The following is a 13,575-nucleotide window of genomic DNA, read 5'->3' on the forward strand; positions in this document are numbered from 1 at the left end:
GTGCGCTTCCTAGAAGGGGGGTTCGTCGCTGTAGCCCTTGGCGGCGTCGACGGCCCAGGGGTCGTCTGCTGGGGGGTTGGTGGGGCGGGAGCGCTGCGCCTGGCCCTGGGTCTGCTGCTGGGTCTGCGGGGGCCGCTGCCCGCCGCTCTGGCCGTTCTGCTGGCTCTGCGCGTCCTTGGAGACCTTGGCGACGGAGAAGGCGAGGTTCGGGGCGATGGAGCGGATGAACAGGTCAGGTCGCTCGTGCTTGACGCCGTCCTTCTCCCAGGAGCGGGTGCGGATCTCGCCCGTGACGATCACCTCCATGCCCTTGGCGAGGGTCTCGACGACGTTCTCGGCGAGGCGCTCCCAGACGCTGCCGCGGATGAAGAAGACGTCTCCGTCTTCCCACTGCTGGGTCTGCTGGTTGAGGCGCCGGCTGTTGAAGGCGAGCGAGACGTTCGCGACGGCCTTGCCGGATGCGGTGAAGGACATTTCGGGGTCGCCGGTGAGTCGGCCGACGCCGGTCAGGGTGGGCAGCAAGATCAGTTCCCCTTCGTGGTGGTGCTGTCGTTCCAGCGGTCCGTACGAGACCGGTGGGTGTCGTTGCGGCGGGTGCGGGTGCCGCCGTGGCTTGTGCAGAGGTCGCCGGGTGTCGCCTGGCAGGTGGGGCAGTCGACGGCGATCTGGGGCAGGTCGCTCGCGGGGGTCGGTGGGTCGGTCCGGGTGGGCATCTGGGCCTCCGTGGGGAGTTGGGGCTGGATGGGGATGAAGGTCTGTCCGGGGTGGACGCGGGATGTCGTGACGGGCTTGACGGGCGTCGTGACGCGCGGTCGGCGGGGTTCCGGTGGCGGGATGAGGCCGTTTTTCAGGCCGCAGATTGGGCCGTAGCCGCGGTCTGTGGACTCCTTCGTGCGTAGGGGCTGTGGGCAGAAGCAGCACTTCATCGGTGCTTCTTTCGGCGGTGGGCGTCGAGGCTGGTCACTCCGGGCGGGAGTGCGCCGGGGAGGGCGAGTTGCTGGACGCGGCTCGGGCAGGTGGCGACGTGGGGCATGTGGAGTCGCTCCCAGCCGCAGAGGGGGAGCTCGGCCGAGGGGCGGCGGGACCGTACGGAGCCGGTTCCGTCGCGCCAGACGGCGGCGTTCCCGGCGGGGTCGGGGTCGGGGTCGACGGCGAGGCGCTTCCCGGCCTCTGTGACGGTCCAGAGGACGGGGCGGCGGCAGTCGTGGCATGTGGCTTTCATGGCGTGGTGGTGGGGATGCGGGCCGCGGTGATGCGGAGTTGGTGGGCGTTGGGGGCGAGGGTGCAGGGTTGGCCGGCGGGGGCTTGGCAGATGGACTCGGGGCACCGGGTTGACATGACCCTGACCCAGTCGATTTGGCGGGCGGAGTGCACGTCGCGGCGCCGGTCGGTGTTGCCGCGCTGGTTCGTGCACAGCTCGCCGACGCGGGCCCGGCACCACGTGCAGTGGATGGCCATGGGCGCGAACCGGAAGGGGCGGCGCTGCTGCGGGATGGCCGTCATGACGCCTCGACCTCCTGCTCCTGGTCGTCGGTGCCGAGCGCGAGGGCAGCTGCGGAGGCGGCCACGATGCGGGCCTGCTCCGCGTCATGGTCGAGGAGCGGGAGGCCGGCGGCCGCGCGCTTCATGTCCTCCAGGCGTACGGGGTGCGGGTCCTGGAGACGGCGGCCGCTTCTGGTGGTGCAGCTGCTGCCGGGTGTGGCTCCGCAGCGGCGGCAGGCGCGCCCGCGGGGGTCGTGAGCGGCGTCGCGACCAGCGGGCATCTTCCCGATGGACGCTCGGACGGCAGCTGCACGGCCCTCGTACGGGCCATGATCGTCGCCTGGGGGCAGTTCGAGGCGCTCTCCGGCCCCCAGGGCGGTCTGAATGCTGCTGGGGCCTGTGAGGCCGTCTGCAGCGGCTCGGATCAGCTGACGGCGGGTCGCGGCAGACTCGGCGCCGGTCTCCAGCGGGTTGCCGTCGTAGACCAGGTTCGCCAGCTCGATGCGCTCGGCACGGCGGGCCTTGATCTCGGCGATGACGTCGGCCGGCGCCACGAACGGCTGCTGACGGGCGACCACGAGGACGGCGGTACGTGCCTCGTCGAGGGCGTAGGGCTCGAAGAGTTCGCCCCAGACGTCCGGGGTGTGCTCGCCGATGCGCTGGGCGGGGCAGGCTGCGGAGACGTACTCCAGCAACAGGATGGCTTCGTCCTGGGTCACTGGCCCTGTCCTTCCTGGGCGGCGGTGCGGGCGGCCAGGCGGGCACGGGCACGGTCGAAGACTGTGGTGCCGGTGGCCTGGTCGTAGAGGGCGTTGGCGGGCTGTTGGCGTCCTGTCGAGGCGCCTGCGGGCCCGGTGGAGTTCATGACCTCGTTCACGACGCTGGGGAGCGTCGAGGGGTGGAGGCCCTTGCGCATCCAGTGCGCGATGCCGCGTCGGATGGAGTCGGGGTCGATGCCGTCCTCGTCGAGGAGGATCCGGATCTCCTTGGAGACCTGGCCGATCACACGCGACGGGGGCCGCTCGGCGCAGCGGTCGAGCCACTCGCCGACGATCGTCTGCGTGGTGATCGGTGCGTCCGTGGAGTCGGCCTCAGCGTCGTCGACGGTCTCGACCTCGATGACCTCTTCTGGCGCGTCGTCTTGATCGTCAGCCGACGGCGACGGTTCTCCGAACGAGAGAGGTCTTGTAGAGAGAGGAGAGTGAGTAGGCGTCCGGGATTCCCGGACACTGACGTCCGGTGTTTCCGGACACTGAGACTCGTCAGTGTCCGCAGAATCCGGACACTGGGTTTCTGGGTCAGTGTCCGGAGTTTCCGGATGCTGAGGGGGCTCAGTGTCCGGGAATCCCTGACCCTCAAGTTCGGGTCCAGTGTCCGGAGTTCCCGGACGCTGAGGGTCGTCAGTGTCCGCAGAATCCGGACCCTGAGTTTCGTCGTCAGTGTCTGGAAGTTCCGGACTCTGAAGGGCGAGGATCCGGTACTTCGCAGTGCCGTTCTTCTGGCCGGCGGAGACCTTCTCGAGGACGCCCTTCTTCACCAGAGCCTTGATCACTTCGTAGATCTGGGGCCGCGACACCTGTGCACGGCGGAGGATCTTCTCCGACTCGACCGAGGACCAGGTGATCCGCGTCGAGTCGCGGGCGTCGTCCGCCAGCACCGCGAGAGCGAGCTTCTCCCGGTGCGTCAGCGTCGTCGGTGCGTAGTCGAGCACCTCGACGTACAGGCGGCTGCCCACGTGCTGTCTCCTAGGTGGTGGTGACCGGTGACCCGGCTGGTCTCATCCGCCGGGCCCCCGGCATCTACTGGGCCGGCGGGGTCTGCGCGGCACGCCGTTTCGCGAGGGCCACTCGCTGGCCGGGCAGGAGTCCGGCGAAGATCCCGCTCCGGTCGCCCACGCGGAGCCCCTCCTCACGGATCAGAACCGCGTCCAGGCACTCGGCGCGGACGGGGCAGCGTGCGCAAGCGGCCTTGGCCAACGACCTCGTTGCCGGCTCGAAGAAGAGCTCCGGCTCGAGGCGCCGACAGACGGCCCTCGGCTCCCAGTCGCTTTCCGCACCCATCACGAGCCCTCCGTACGGTCGGTCATGATCAAACGAATTCCGGCTGGTAGCGGGTACGTGACGGGTGTCGTCGACGGCCGTCACGCGGCCACGCCCGGGAATCCCACGTAGGTGCCGTGCTTGCGGTAGAAGGCGTCTGCCGCGCGCTTGGCCTGGCGGCACGGTTCGTCCATCGGCTCCTTGCGCTTCTGGTGGCGCATGGCAGCGGCGTAAGTGCCGCAGCAGGCAAGGGGCTTGCGGCCCGGGCGCTTGTGCACCGTGGGGTTCGCCTCCGCGGAGACCTGGGCGCGTGACAGGGCCTCGCCCAGGGGCGTGTCGTCCTTCGGGAACCAGCTGCGGAGGGTCCTGTAGTCCGGTCCGAGTAGCTTCGAGATCGTCAAGCGCTCCACGCCACGTTGGAGCAGCAGGTCGGTGGCGTAGGCGGCCTCGGCCGACGTGAGCTTCCAGCCCTTGCGGAGGCCGTTGACCGCGAGCTCGACGGCGATCAGGTCGAGGCAGATGAGCCCGTCGGGAGTGGCCATCCAGACCGTGGGCACGGCGAGGGGGCTGACGGAGATCCAGTTCCGGCGGCGTCCGAGCGGTGAACCGTACTGACGCTCGCGGTTGCGGGGCTTCACTCGCTCACCGCCGTGACCGTGGAGATCCACGCGAGGGCGGTGTCGTCGAGCTGCTCGCGCGCCCGGGTCACTGCGACGTACGCCAGCCGGCCTTCCTCGCGGGGCAGCACCACCAGGCCGCTCTTCGGGTTGGCCTTCGGCGCCCGGAAGTCCGCGTGAATGCGGACCGTCGGCCACTCCCGGCCCTTGGACCGGTGGGCGGTCGAGACCACCAACTCGGCCTGCTGCTCCGAGCAAAGGGCGTCGGCCGCGGCGAGGATCCGGTCCGTGGTGTGCTCGTCGATCAGCTTCACGAGTACCTTGAGCGAGCCGTCCTCTTCCTCGGCGTACTCGCGGACGGCGTCCCAGGAGGGGAATCCCATGAGCTCCGGGTGATCGGCCGGGCGGCCGTCCTGGAGTGACTTGGCGGCCCAGGCGAGGCGCTTGATGTCGCTGCCGCCGCCCACGAGGGACACTTTCCGTCCGGCGGCGAGGCCCTCCATCACGATGCCCATGGCGCCCGCGTTGGTGCGGCAGAGGATCGCGTCCGGGGAGTCGAGCGGACCGACACTGGACTCCGCGGCTTCCCAGCCGGTGAGGCGGAGCCGTGCGTCGATCGTGCGGAGCCAGATGTTGGCGCGGGCCGCGATGGCCGGCCCGAACCGGAACGACTGGCTGAGGGTGAGCTCCGGGCAGCCGAGCTGGCGGAGGAAGCCTTCGAGTGCGTCGTTGGCGCCGCGCCAGCTGTAGATCTGCTGGGCGGAGTCGCCGACCGCGATGCGCTGCGCGTGGTCCTGGCGGAGGAGGACGTCGGCCAGGACGTCGTTCGTGTCCTGCGCCTCATCGAGGAGAACGACGTCCGTGGGCAGCGTCGGCCTGCTCAGCGCCCACATCTTCAGGTAGTGGTCGTGGGACAGGTTCAGGACGCCGTCCTCGCGGCTCAGGTCCTGCCATGACGCCCGGGCCACAGGCAGTACGAGCGCCACGAGTTCGGCGCGAGCCTTCTTCTTCGTGAGGCCGTCGTACTGCGGGATGTGGCGCGCCTCGATCTCGTCGTCGGCGCTGTGGCACCAGCGGGTCACGGTGTCGAGGGCGGCACGCATGATGATCTTGCCGGTCATGGCGTGCTGGTGGCCGAGGTCGGTGCGGATCGTGGGCGTCGCGCCGATGATCCCGGCGACCTTCTTGACGTCCAGCGCTTGCGAGGCCTGGTGGGCGGTCTGGCGGGGACGTTGGAGCCGGCGGCCGTACCGCGGGTCGAAGGCCAGGCCGTGACCCGTCTTGCAGAGGACGTTCGAGGGGAAACTGCGGCTGGCGTCGGTCGCGATGGACTTGTTGTAGGCGACGTAGGTCATGTGCCTACGCGCGTCCGTCTGCGAAATCATCTTGAGGGTTGCGGACTTGCCGCAGCCTGCGCCGGCCTGGAGGACGAGGTCGAGTCCGTCGCCGTACGAGTCGATCGACTCGCGCTGTTCGATGGTGGGAGTCACCACTGGGGTGCACCTCCTTTCTGGGGGTGCGGGCCCGTCCCGCATGGGGTCGGGGCGGGCCCGCGATCAGTGGTGAATCAGGCGGACTGGCCGGCGGCGACGCCCGCGGACCGGGCGGCTTCGTCCTCCAGGCCCTGGACCATCGCGGCGAACTCGTCCTCCGGGTTCGCCCGGTCACCCCACGTTGTGAGGGTGTCGAGGAGTGTCTGCGCCTCGTCCTTGGTCAGCTCGTTCGCGGACGAGAGCGGGCGGCCGACGATCAGTGCGGTGGCGCTGAGACGCTGCTCCCGAAGGTCCTTGTGACCGAGGCCGACCTTGGCGAAGAGGGCGTGCATCATCCGCATCTGCGGGGCCGTGACGGGCGTCAGCGACGGGCCCGCCCCGGCGCCGGGCGTGGTGCCCGACGGGGTGCCCTGGTCCTGCCCCGTGGGCGTCGACGGGGCGTCAGCGACGGGCTTGACGGCCTGCCCGTACTCCTTGATGACGTCCCCGAGCTTCGCGGGCTCGCCAGTCTTCGGGTGCAGCAGGTCAGCAGGCAGGAGCCGCCGGTTGTCGGCCTGGCTGTACAGCTCCAACGCACGGTCGTACGTCAGGCCGTCGGCGGTCAGCGCGTCGACGATGACCTGGACGGGGTCGACGCCTTGGCCGAGCTGCTCCAAGATCGCCTCGGCGAAGGGCTCGCCGGGGTGGTGGACACAGGCGCCGTCCAGAGCGGTGTACCTGGTCTTCGTCACCGTGCCGGTGCCCGCGATCATGTCGATCAGGACGTCGACCTCATACTCCGCGCCTTCACGCTGGACGGTTTTGACGCCGACCTTCGTGACGGTCTTGCCCTCCATGGAGTAGTCGTTCTTCGTCCGCATGGTGACGATGACGTGGCCGGGGAAGTTCAGCAGCGCGTCGAGCATGTTCTGCTCCAACTCGTTGACCGGGCCCCAGGCGGTGAACTTGCCGCCGCTGCCGCCCTTCTTGGCCTCCTCGTCGACGCGGGCGAGGAGACCGCCCCTGCCCGCCCAGAAGTGGGACCAGCTGTCGACGATCAGGACCGCGATCCGGGCCTCCTCGGCTGCCTTCACCGCGGCGATCAGGTTCTCCGGGGAGCAGAACGCCATCGGCAGGTGAGCGAACTCGTGGGCGTCGATGTCCGGACGACCGGGGACCGGGGCGTACTTGAGGGCGGAGCCGCGCTCGGTGTCGACGACGCCGATCAGGCCGCCGGCCTTGAGTGCCTCGGCCATGCGGAGGGCGGTCTTCGTCTTGCCGGAGCCGCCGGGGCCCTGGATGCCGATGCGTGCCTTTGCGGCCTCGCGGGTCGCCGGGGCGAAGGTAAAGGTCGTCATGACGTGCTCCGGGGGTCGTGCTGGGCGGGAGGGGTGAAGCCGCGCGGGTTGGTGGCGAACTCGCGGATGCGGTTGACGGTGCGGATGGCGGCGCCATAGCGCTGACGCTTGAGCCGGACGCCGCTGCTGCTGCCGGTGCTCTTGGTCTGCTCGTACTCGACGTCGAGAACCTGCACGAGTGCGTCTGCGAGCTCCTGGCCGAACTCCTGGCGCAGGGTGCCGAGAAGAGCCGCAGCCTCGACCTTGCTCAGGGGCCGGCCGCCGGTGAGAGCCTCGTAGGCCCTGCTGTACGCGGTCACTCGGCACCATCCGACTCGCGCAGGGCCTGGGTCGGGGCGAACGTGCGGGTCAGACGGTCCGGCGTTTCGGGGTCGGATCCGATCGGGACCGGCAGGGCTCCGAGTTCACTGACGGCCGTCTCGACGTCGAGGATCGACTCGCCGGGACCTCTTTCAGCGGTGGTGCTGGGGGGGCTCCCATCGGGGCGAATGCCACGGTGGTACTCGTGAAAGTCGATCTTGACGCCGTTCACGTGCCCGGACACGGAGTAGGCCCGGATGATGGTCCCGCCCTCTCCCGGGAGCTCGAAGCTGTCAGTGTGGGCACCACGGATGGCGCGCTTCAGCTCGAAAGCCATCTGGGGAACGATCGAATCGTCAGGGTTCGCGCTGTGGTCGTGGCGGACGTAGATCGCGCCGGACGAACGCAGCTCCCAGAGCAGAGGGAGAGTGCCGAGTGCGGGGCGCTTCGCAGTCAGCATGGCAACGACGGCAGCCTGAAGTGCGGGCGTGACCTTGCTCATGCAGACTCACCGCCCGCGACGGGCGTCGCGACGGGGGTGGCCTGCTGCGACGGGGCGTCGGTGACGGGCGTCAGCGGCCCCGAGTACCGGACGAGGTTCGCGAGGGTGCAGCGGTCCGGCCGTCCGTCCAGCGACAGAAGCGGCATCCCGTCCGGCGTCCGCACGGCCTGGTAGAACCAGGCGTCACCGCTCGCGTCACGCTGCGGGAGGGCCAGGTCGTACACGACGCCCTCGAACTCGTACGGCTCGCGAGCGATCCGAGCGGCGTGTTTCCGGGATTCCGGCAGGTCGTAGGCCACGACTCCGATGCGGACTCCGTATCGGTGGCCGTCTCCGGCGACCATGTACGGGAGCGACGTCTCCTTGTCGTGTGCGATCCCGAAGTACCGGCGCCACTCGGCCCATTGAGCCTGGTCGAGGATGTGGAGCGAGACGAGAATCCGGTCGCGGTCCATCTGGAGGCGCTGGAAGGCGGGGTGTTCGCCGATCTCCCGCTCGATGACCTTGGCCACGCGGCGGGCTTCCGCGCACCGGTCGTCCCACGCGCGGGCCTGCTGCTCCAGCTCGGTCATCGGGCTCGGGTCCGCCGGCGGGGTCTGCTGCGGGAGCGCCTGGTGCTCGACGGGCTCCGGGTGCTGGCGCGCCCACTCGCCGGAGGGAGTGCGCCGCAGGACCGCGCCGAACGTCCGCTCCGGGTCAACGAGCAGCTGCACGCCGTCGAGGGCGTGAGCGATGGCGGCCGCCGGGTCGCTGCCGCTGGACGCCATAGCTGCACGGATGACCTTCACTGCGTGCGGGAGGTTCTTGTTCATGCTGCGACCGCCGTGTCTGCGAGGGCGCGACGCATGTTGGCGATCGCGCGGAAGGTGAGCGTCTTGATGGCGCCGCGTGGCCGGCCGAGCTCGACGCTCGTCTCGTCGATCGACAGCTCCTGGAGGTAGCGGAGCTGTACGCAACGGCGCTGGTGCGGGGTCAGTGCCGCCATGGCGGACTGAATGGCGTCGACGGCGTCGATGGCTGCCAGATCGCGCAGGGCTCCGAGCTCCGCGCTGTCGACGCTCTCGCCCCACTCGTAGAACTCAGCGACCGTCACCTCCAGGCGGACGCGGGAGGTCTTGACGTGGTCGAGGTGCAGGTTCCTGGCGATGGTGACCAGCCAGCCGCCGACGCCTCCGGTGAGGGGGCGTTCGCTGAAGCTGTCGATCCGGCGCAAGGCTCGGACGAACGTCTCCTGCGTCAAGTCCTGCGCGAGCTCCCGGTTCCGGGTGCGGTGGTGGAGGAAGCGGTACACGTCGGCCTGGTGCTCGTTGTAGATGGTGGCGAAGGCGTCGCGGTCACCCGCGGCGGCTCGCGCCACCAGGGCGGCCGTCGCATGGCCTCCCGCAGCGCTGATCTTGGCGTTAGCCTGGGAAGACACAGCCAGATCTCCTTTTCTGTAGGGGCTTTCGGTTTGTGCAGGGAGCCGTTCCGGGTCGCATCCGGGGCGGCTCTCGTCTGTGTCAGGCACGGGCCGGCGAGGGGCGGCCACGGCGGGCAGCGCGCTCCGGCGGTCGGTGCTCGACGGTCGTCCCGCGGTGCGAGGGCCGGTCGCCGGCCATCCGCTCCGCCTCGAAGGCCTCAACCTCGGCCAGCGGGAAGAGAACCCGCTTGCCGCTCTTGAAGCCCTTGGGTGCCTTGCCGCGGTGCCGAGCTACGTAAATGGCCGATTCCGACATGTGCCATCGGGCGGCGAGCTGGGCCACGGTCAAGTGAGTGCCGTCGCTCTCACTCGGTTGGCTTGTCATCAGATGCCTCTTCGCTCTGGGTGATCTCAGCGATGGCAGCCCGGGCTTCGCGTGCTTCTCGAAGCTGGACGGCGATCTTCTTGACGACGCCGGGGCTGGGGCTGGCCTGGTCTCTTTCGATCCGGGACAGGTACGAGGCGGAGATTCCGACGGTTGCGGCGAACTCCGTCAGGCCGTAGCCCGACTTCTCGCGACTGCGCCGGATGGTGTCTCCGTTCGCCTTCACATGGGAAAGATTAGGAAAGATTCAGCAGTGAGGCAAGCGATGCAGGGGAAAGATTAGGAAAGATTGCGAAGTCGCAGGTCGGAGACGCAAACACGCCTGTCGGCACTGCGTGTCATCGCGGTAACTTTGTTGCCTGACGTTTCCTGGCGTTGCCTGCGAAGTGAGTGGAGACCGTGATGGATGACCCCCGTGTGTGGGCCACGCTCGGCCGTGCCATCCGCGCAGACAGAGAGCGGCAGGGCCTGACGCGCGAGCAGCTGGCGGAACGCGTCCGCGAACGAGGCGTGCAGGTGTCCTCGCGCAGCATCACCACCCTCGAAGAGGGGCCGGCGCCCAAGCGCGGGTCGAAGCGCCCCACGCTGGAGCCCACGGTCGCGGCGCTCGGCTGGCGACCGGGGTGGACGGACCGCATCCTGGCGGGCGAGGACGCGAGTGTCGTACTCCAGCGGACGGAGACGACCGAGACTGAAGGATCACCGCGCTCTCACCTGCTCGAACTCGTACCGAGCGTCTACGAGTTCAGCCGCACGGCAGCTGGCCTAGGTGCCCCGGCACAGCTCCGCGACGACTTCGATGAGCTCGTTCAGGAGATCCTCGCCGCCGTGAAGACCGAACGGGGATACGCCCTCGCGGCTTACCGCCCTCACGCGGCCGGTGAAGGGGTGCCGGCGGACGACGCGGCCCGCATCCGGGACGCCCTCGAGGGCTGACCTGCCCCGTACGCCCTTTGTGGGACTTGGCGGTCTACCGCCATACCTGTCGCCATGTCGCTAAATCGCCCGGGTTGGTCACCCCTGCACGGATTCACACCGGTGTGAAGTCAGTTGAAAGATTTCCTACCGTTTCCTTCCCGTGCCTCAGCGTGATCAGGTAAACATGAACATCCGACGCGCTTCCCACTCGTCCACTTCCTTGGGGGGCGCATGTCCGCAGCTCAATTGGTTGCCACTGGTCTCGACTACGCGCCGGCCGCGATCCTCGAAGACCTCGGGATCACTGTCGTTCGTACGTGGCTGCGTGACACATGGGGAGCCTGGTCTCGCGACCACCAGCGGATCGTCATCGCCTCCGGCCTCGGGTACGTGCAGGAACGATCCGTACTGGCACATGAGTTGGAGCACGTCTTCGCCGACGACGCTGAATGCTCCAATCCGGTTGCGAGGATCCGGCAGGAACGCCGCGCGGACCTCCTCGCCTCCCGAAAGCTCATTGCTATCTCGGACCTTGCAGAGGTCGCCCAGTGGGCAGGTGACCCGCACACCGCTGCCGCCGAACTCCATGTGACGCAGCGCCTGTTGGAGGTCCGGCTCGACGATCTGCGAGGGGAGGGCTGGCCGTGGCGTCCACTGGCTGGATTGAGGACCGCTGGCTGAAGAAGCGCAAGGATCCGGACACGGGCAAGCGCGAACGTACGGAGCTCTACAACTCCAAGACGAAGCGATACCGGGTGTGCGGCATTCCTGGTGTCAAGAAGCGCTCGTTCGAGACGCTGGACGAGGCTAAGGAATGGCGCGTCAAGGCAATCTCGGAGACGAGGAAGCGCGAGTTCGTCGACGACCGCCAGGGCGAGATCCTCCTCGGCGACTACGTCCGTGACGAGTGGTGGCCGAAGCGAGACGACGCGGTCAACACCCGCGGCCCCATGAAGTCCAAGGTTTTCGGGCACATCGTCGACAGCCAGCTCGGCCGCATGCCGATGAACATCATCGACGAGGACCACCTCATCGACTGGAAGCGTGAGCTCAAGAGCCGAGGTCTCCAGGACACGACGATCACCGTGATCTGGAACCACCTCTCCAGCATCTTCAAGGCGGCCGTCGGCAAGCGCCTCGCCAAGAACCCGTGCAAGGCCGTGGACAAAGGCGTACGGCCGACCGCTGGCAAGGGATCGAAAGCCCGGGCCTGGACACGGACCGAGGCCCGCTCGATCCGCGCCGCCATGCCCGAGCGATACCAGGTCATCGCGGACCTCGGTATGCACTGCGGCCTGCGGCAGGGCGAGACGTTCGCGTTCAGCCCGGACGACATCGATCGTGAGCTGATGGTCCTGCGCGTGCGTCGCCAGCTGCTGTGGGAGGACGGGAAGCGCGCGTTCTTCAAGCTGCCCAAAGGCGACAAGGAGCGGGAGGTCCCACTCTCGCCCGGCCTGTTGCAGCTGCTCGATACCTACGCCAAGGGCTTCGCGCCGACGAGGGTGACGTTGCCGTGGGAGGGCCCAGGGAACGGAGGGCGGCCCAATGCAACCGTCCGCCTGCTGGTGGTCACCTGGCATGGGAACCGACTGAACCCCGCTGACTACAACAACCGCATCGTGAAACCGGCGCTGGCGAAGGCTGGACTGATCGCCGAGCGCAAGGAAGGGGCGCGCTGGGGGTGGGAAGCGTCGCGGGAGATGATGCACCACCGGTGGCGTCACACCTACGCGAGTGTGCAGCTCGGTGCCGGCGAGGACGTCATCTCGGTATCGCACTGGATGGGCCACGCGTCGCCGGACATCACGCTGAAGATCTACGCGCACTTCATGCCCGACCGTGGCATGCGTGGGCGGACGGCGGTCGACAGGTGGCTGGAGCCGGAGGTGCTCCCCGGCAGGGCGAGGCCGCTCCGGGTCGTCGAGCCAAAGGGGGTCTTGGCCGAGGGAGTTGCGTGAGCCTCGGCTCTAACCCCCTCACAACTCCCTTGAGTTCGCAGTGATCGACGAAGGCCGCCCCCCGGATTGCGGGAGGCGGCCTTCGTCGTGCCGTGACGGCGTTCAATGGCGGAGGCGTTTTGCCTGGTCAGTCGTAGGTGTAGAAGCCCGAGTTGGTCTTGCGGCCGAGGCGGCCGGCGTCGACCATGCGCTGGAGCAGCGGGGGAGCGGCGTACAGCGGCTCCTTGTACTCCTCGTACATGCTGAACGCGACCGAGGCCACCGTGTCGAGGCCGATCAGGTCGGACAGCTTGAGCGGGCCCATGGGGTGGGCGCAGCCCATCTCCATGCCGTTGTCGATGTCCTCGCGGCTCGCGATACCCGACTCGAACATCCGGATCGCGGACAGGAGATAGGGGATCAGCAGCGCGTTGACGACGAAGCCGGAGCGGTCCTGGGCGCGGATCGCGTGCTTGCCGAGCGCCTTCTCGGCGAACAGCTGGGCCCGGCCGATGGTGCCCTCGGAGGTGGTCAGCGCCGGGATCAGCTCCACGAGCTGCTGGACCGGCGCCGGGTTGAAGAAGTGGATGCCGATGACCTGGTCGGGACGCGAGGTGGCGACGGCCAGCTTGACCAGCGGGATCGAGGAGGTGTTGGAGGCGAGGATCGCGTCCGGCCGGGTCACCACCTGGTCGAGCACCTGGAAGATCTCGGTCTTCACCTGCTCGTTCTCGACGACGGCCTCGATCACCAGGTCGCGGTCGGCGAACTCGCCGAGGTCCGTGGTGAAGCTGAGCCGGTTCTGGGTGGCCTCCAGCTCGTCCTCGGAGATCTTGCCGCGCCCGGCGGCCTTGGACAGGGAGTTGAACAGCCGGGTCCGGCCGATCTCCAGGGCCTCGCCGGTGGTCTCGGCGACCTTGACGTCCAGACCGGCGCGGGCGCACACCTCGGCAATGCCCGCTCCCATCTGGCCGCAGCCCACCACTCCGACGCGTTCGATGTCGGTCACATCGTCCCCTTCGCTGATCCGCACGGCTCGGCAGGACCTCCGTTGTTCGGCGCCTGCTCCGGACGTGCACGTTACCGCCAAGTATCGATGATCGATCGCCGGGGTCGGGCATGCTGGGCGGCGGGACGATCCGTGACCGGGCGGATCCACTGCGTAG

Annotated in this window: 20 protein-coding genes; 3 read left to right on the forward strand and 17 right to left on the reverse strand. The window is 68.7% G+C overall.

Annotated features, from left to right (window positions below):
- Nucleotides 1-9: 9 nt before the first annotated feature.
- From ssb to ACIRQH_RS20030, 16 genes are all read right to left on the reverse strand, one after another.
- Entirely contained in the window at nucleotides 10-522 is a 513-nt protein-coding gene (gene ssb / locus ACIRQH_RS19955; RefSeq protein ID WP_404226710.1) for a single-stranded DNA-binding protein, read from the reverse strand.
- A gap of 2 nt (nucleotides 523-524) precedes the next feature.
- Entirely contained in the window at nucleotides 525-713 is a 189-nt protein-coding gene (locus ACIRQH_RS19960) for a hypothetical protein (protein ID WP_404226800.1), read from the reverse strand.
- Between the two features lie 209 nt (nucleotides 714-922).
- Nucleotides 923-1,222 (reverse strand): hypothetical protein, encoded by a 300-nt coding sequence (locus tag ACIRQH_RS19965; protein WP_404226711.1) that lies wholly within the window; start codon nucleotides 1,220-1,222, stop codon nucleotides 923-925.
- Nucleotides 1,219-1,503, reverse strand: a complete 285-nt coding sequence (locus ACIRQH_RS19970; RefSeq protein WP_404226713.1) for a hypothetical protein — start codon at nucleotides 1,501-1,503, stop codon at nucleotides 1,219-1,221. Before ACIRQH_RS19970 ends, ACIRQH_RS19965 begins: the two co-directional genes overlap by 4 nt.
- Complete coding sequence (locus tag ACIRQH_RS19975; RefSeq protein WP_404226715.1) at nucleotides 1,500-2,201, reverse strand: hypothetical protein; 702 nt, start codon at nucleotides 2,199-2,201, stop codon at nucleotides 1,500-1,502. Before ACIRQH_RS19975 ends, ACIRQH_RS19970 begins: the two co-directional genes overlap by 4 nt.
- A complete protein-coding gene (locus tag ACIRQH_RS19980) occupies nucleotides 2,198-3,217 on the reverse strand; it encodes a hypothetical protein (RefSeq protein WP_404226717.1) in 1,020 nt (339 codons plus the stop codon). Before ACIRQH_RS19980 ends, ACIRQH_RS19975 begins: the two co-directional genes overlap by 4 nt.
- Nucleotides 3,218-3,281: 64 nt before the next feature.
- Nucleotides 3,282-3,542, reverse strand: coding sequence for a WhiB family transcriptional regulator (locus ACIRQH_RS19985; RefSeq protein WP_404226718.1), 261 nt, complete (start codon nucleotides 3,540-3,542; stop codon nucleotides 3,282-3,284).
- A gap of 80 nt (nucleotides 3,543-3,622) precedes the next feature.
- Entirely contained in the window at nucleotides 3,623-4,159 is a 537-nt protein-coding gene (locus tag ACIRQH_RS19990) for a hypothetical protein (RefSeq protein WP_404226720.1), read from the reverse strand.
- The gene (locus ACIRQH_RS19995; protein WP_404226722.1) at nucleotides 4,156-5,631 is read right to left on the reverse strand and encodes a UvrD-helicase domain-containing protein; all 1,476 of its coding nucleotides are present in this window, start codon (nucleotides 5,629-5,631) and stop codon (nucleotides 4,156-4,158) included. Before ACIRQH_RS19995 ends, ACIRQH_RS19990 begins: the two co-directional genes overlap by 4 nt.
- Nucleotides 5,632-5,705: 74 nt before the next feature.
- A complete protein-coding gene (locus ACIRQH_RS20000; protein WP_404226723.1) occupies nucleotides 5,706-6,968 on the reverse strand; it encodes an ATP-binding protein in 1,263 nt (420 codons plus the stop codon).
- Nucleotides 6,965-7,267 (reverse strand): hypothetical protein, encoded by a 303-nt coding sequence (locus ACIRQH_RS20005; RefSeq protein ID WP_404226724.1) that lies wholly within the window; start codon nucleotides 7,265-7,267, stop codon nucleotides 6,965-6,967. Before ACIRQH_RS20005 ends, ACIRQH_RS20000 begins: the two co-directional genes overlap by 4 nt.
- On the reverse strand, nucleotides 7,264-7,770 hold the full coding sequence (locus ACIRQH_RS20010) for a hypothetical protein (RefSeq protein WP_404226725.1): 507 nt from the start codon (nucleotides 7,768-7,770) through the stop codon (nucleotides 7,264-7,266). The genes ACIRQH_RS20005 and ACIRQH_RS20010 overlap by 4 nt, the downstream gene beginning before the upstream one ends.
- A complete protein-coding gene (locus ACIRQH_RS20015) occupies nucleotides 7,767-8,582 on the reverse strand; it encodes a BN159_2729 family protein (RefSeq protein ID WP_404226726.1) in 816 nt (271 codons plus the stop codon). The genes ACIRQH_RS20010 and ACIRQH_RS20015 overlap by 4 nt, the downstream gene beginning before the upstream one ends.
- Nucleotides 8,579-9,187 carry an RNA polymerase sigma factor gene (locus tag ACIRQH_RS20020; protein ID WP_404226727.1) on the reverse strand — a complete coding sequence of 203 codons (609 nt, stop codon included), beginning with the start codon at nucleotides 9,185-9,187 and terminating at the stop codon, nucleotides 8,579-8,581. The genes ACIRQH_RS20015 and ACIRQH_RS20020 overlap by 4 nt, the downstream gene beginning before the upstream one ends.
- Before the next feature lie 82 nt (nucleotides 9,188-9,269).
- A complete protein-coding gene (locus tag ACIRQH_RS20025) occupies nucleotides 9,270-9,554 on the reverse strand; it encodes a helix-turn-helix transcriptional regulator (protein ID WP_404226728.1) in 285 nt (94 codons plus the stop codon).
- Nucleotides 9,535-9,780, reverse strand: coding sequence for a helix-turn-helix domain-containing protein (locus ACIRQH_RS20030; RefSeq protein WP_404226729.1), 246 nt, complete (start codon nucleotides 9,778-9,780; stop codon nucleotides 9,535-9,537). The genes ACIRQH_RS20025 and ACIRQH_RS20030 overlap by 20 nt, the downstream gene beginning before the upstream one ends.
- A gap of 176 nt (nucleotides 9,781-9,956) precedes the next feature.
- Between ACIRQH_RS20030 and ACIRQH_RS20035 the strand changes: the two genes are divergently transcribed.
- The 3 genes from ACIRQH_RS20035 to ACIRQH_RS20045 all read left to right on the forward strand — a co-directional run bounded on the left by ACIRQH_RS20035 (nucleotide 9,957) and on the right by ACIRQH_RS20045 (nucleotide 12,430).
- Nucleotides 9,957-10,490 (forward strand): hypothetical protein, encoded by a 534-nt coding sequence (locus ACIRQH_RS20035; protein ID WP_404226730.1) that lies wholly within the window; start codon nucleotides 9,957-9,959, stop codon nucleotides 10,488-10,490.
- A gap of 213 nt (nucleotides 10,491-10,703) precedes the next feature.
- Nucleotides 10,704-11,153 (forward strand): ImmA/IrrE family metallo-endopeptidase, encoded by a 450-nt coding sequence (locus ACIRQH_RS20040; protein ID WP_404226731.1) that lies wholly within the window; start codon nucleotides 10,704-10,706, stop codon nucleotides 11,151-11,153.
- Complete coding sequence (locus tag ACIRQH_RS20045; protein ID WP_404226732.1) at nucleotides 11,117-12,430, forward strand: tyrosine-type recombinase/integrase; 1,314 nt, start codon at nucleotides 11,117-11,119, stop codon at nucleotides 12,428-12,430. Before ACIRQH_RS20040 ends, ACIRQH_RS20045 begins: the two co-directional genes overlap by 37 nt.
- 127 nt (nucleotides 12,431-12,557) lie before the next feature.
- On the opposite strand, the gene ACIRQH_RS20050 is transcribed toward ACIRQH_RS20045, so the two are convergent.
- Nucleotides 12,558-13,418, reverse strand: coding sequence for a 3-hydroxybutyryl-CoA dehydrogenase (locus ACIRQH_RS20050; protein ID WP_404226733.1), 861 nt, complete (start codon nucleotides 13,416-13,418; stop codon nucleotides 12,558-12,560).
- Nucleotides 13,419-13,575 lie beyond the last annotated feature (157 nt).

The sequence above is a fragment of the Streptomyces sp. NPDC102279 genome (genome assembly GCF_044766365.1).
GTDB lineage: Bacteria > Actinomycetota > Actinomycetes > Streptomycetales > Streptomycetaceae > Streptomyces.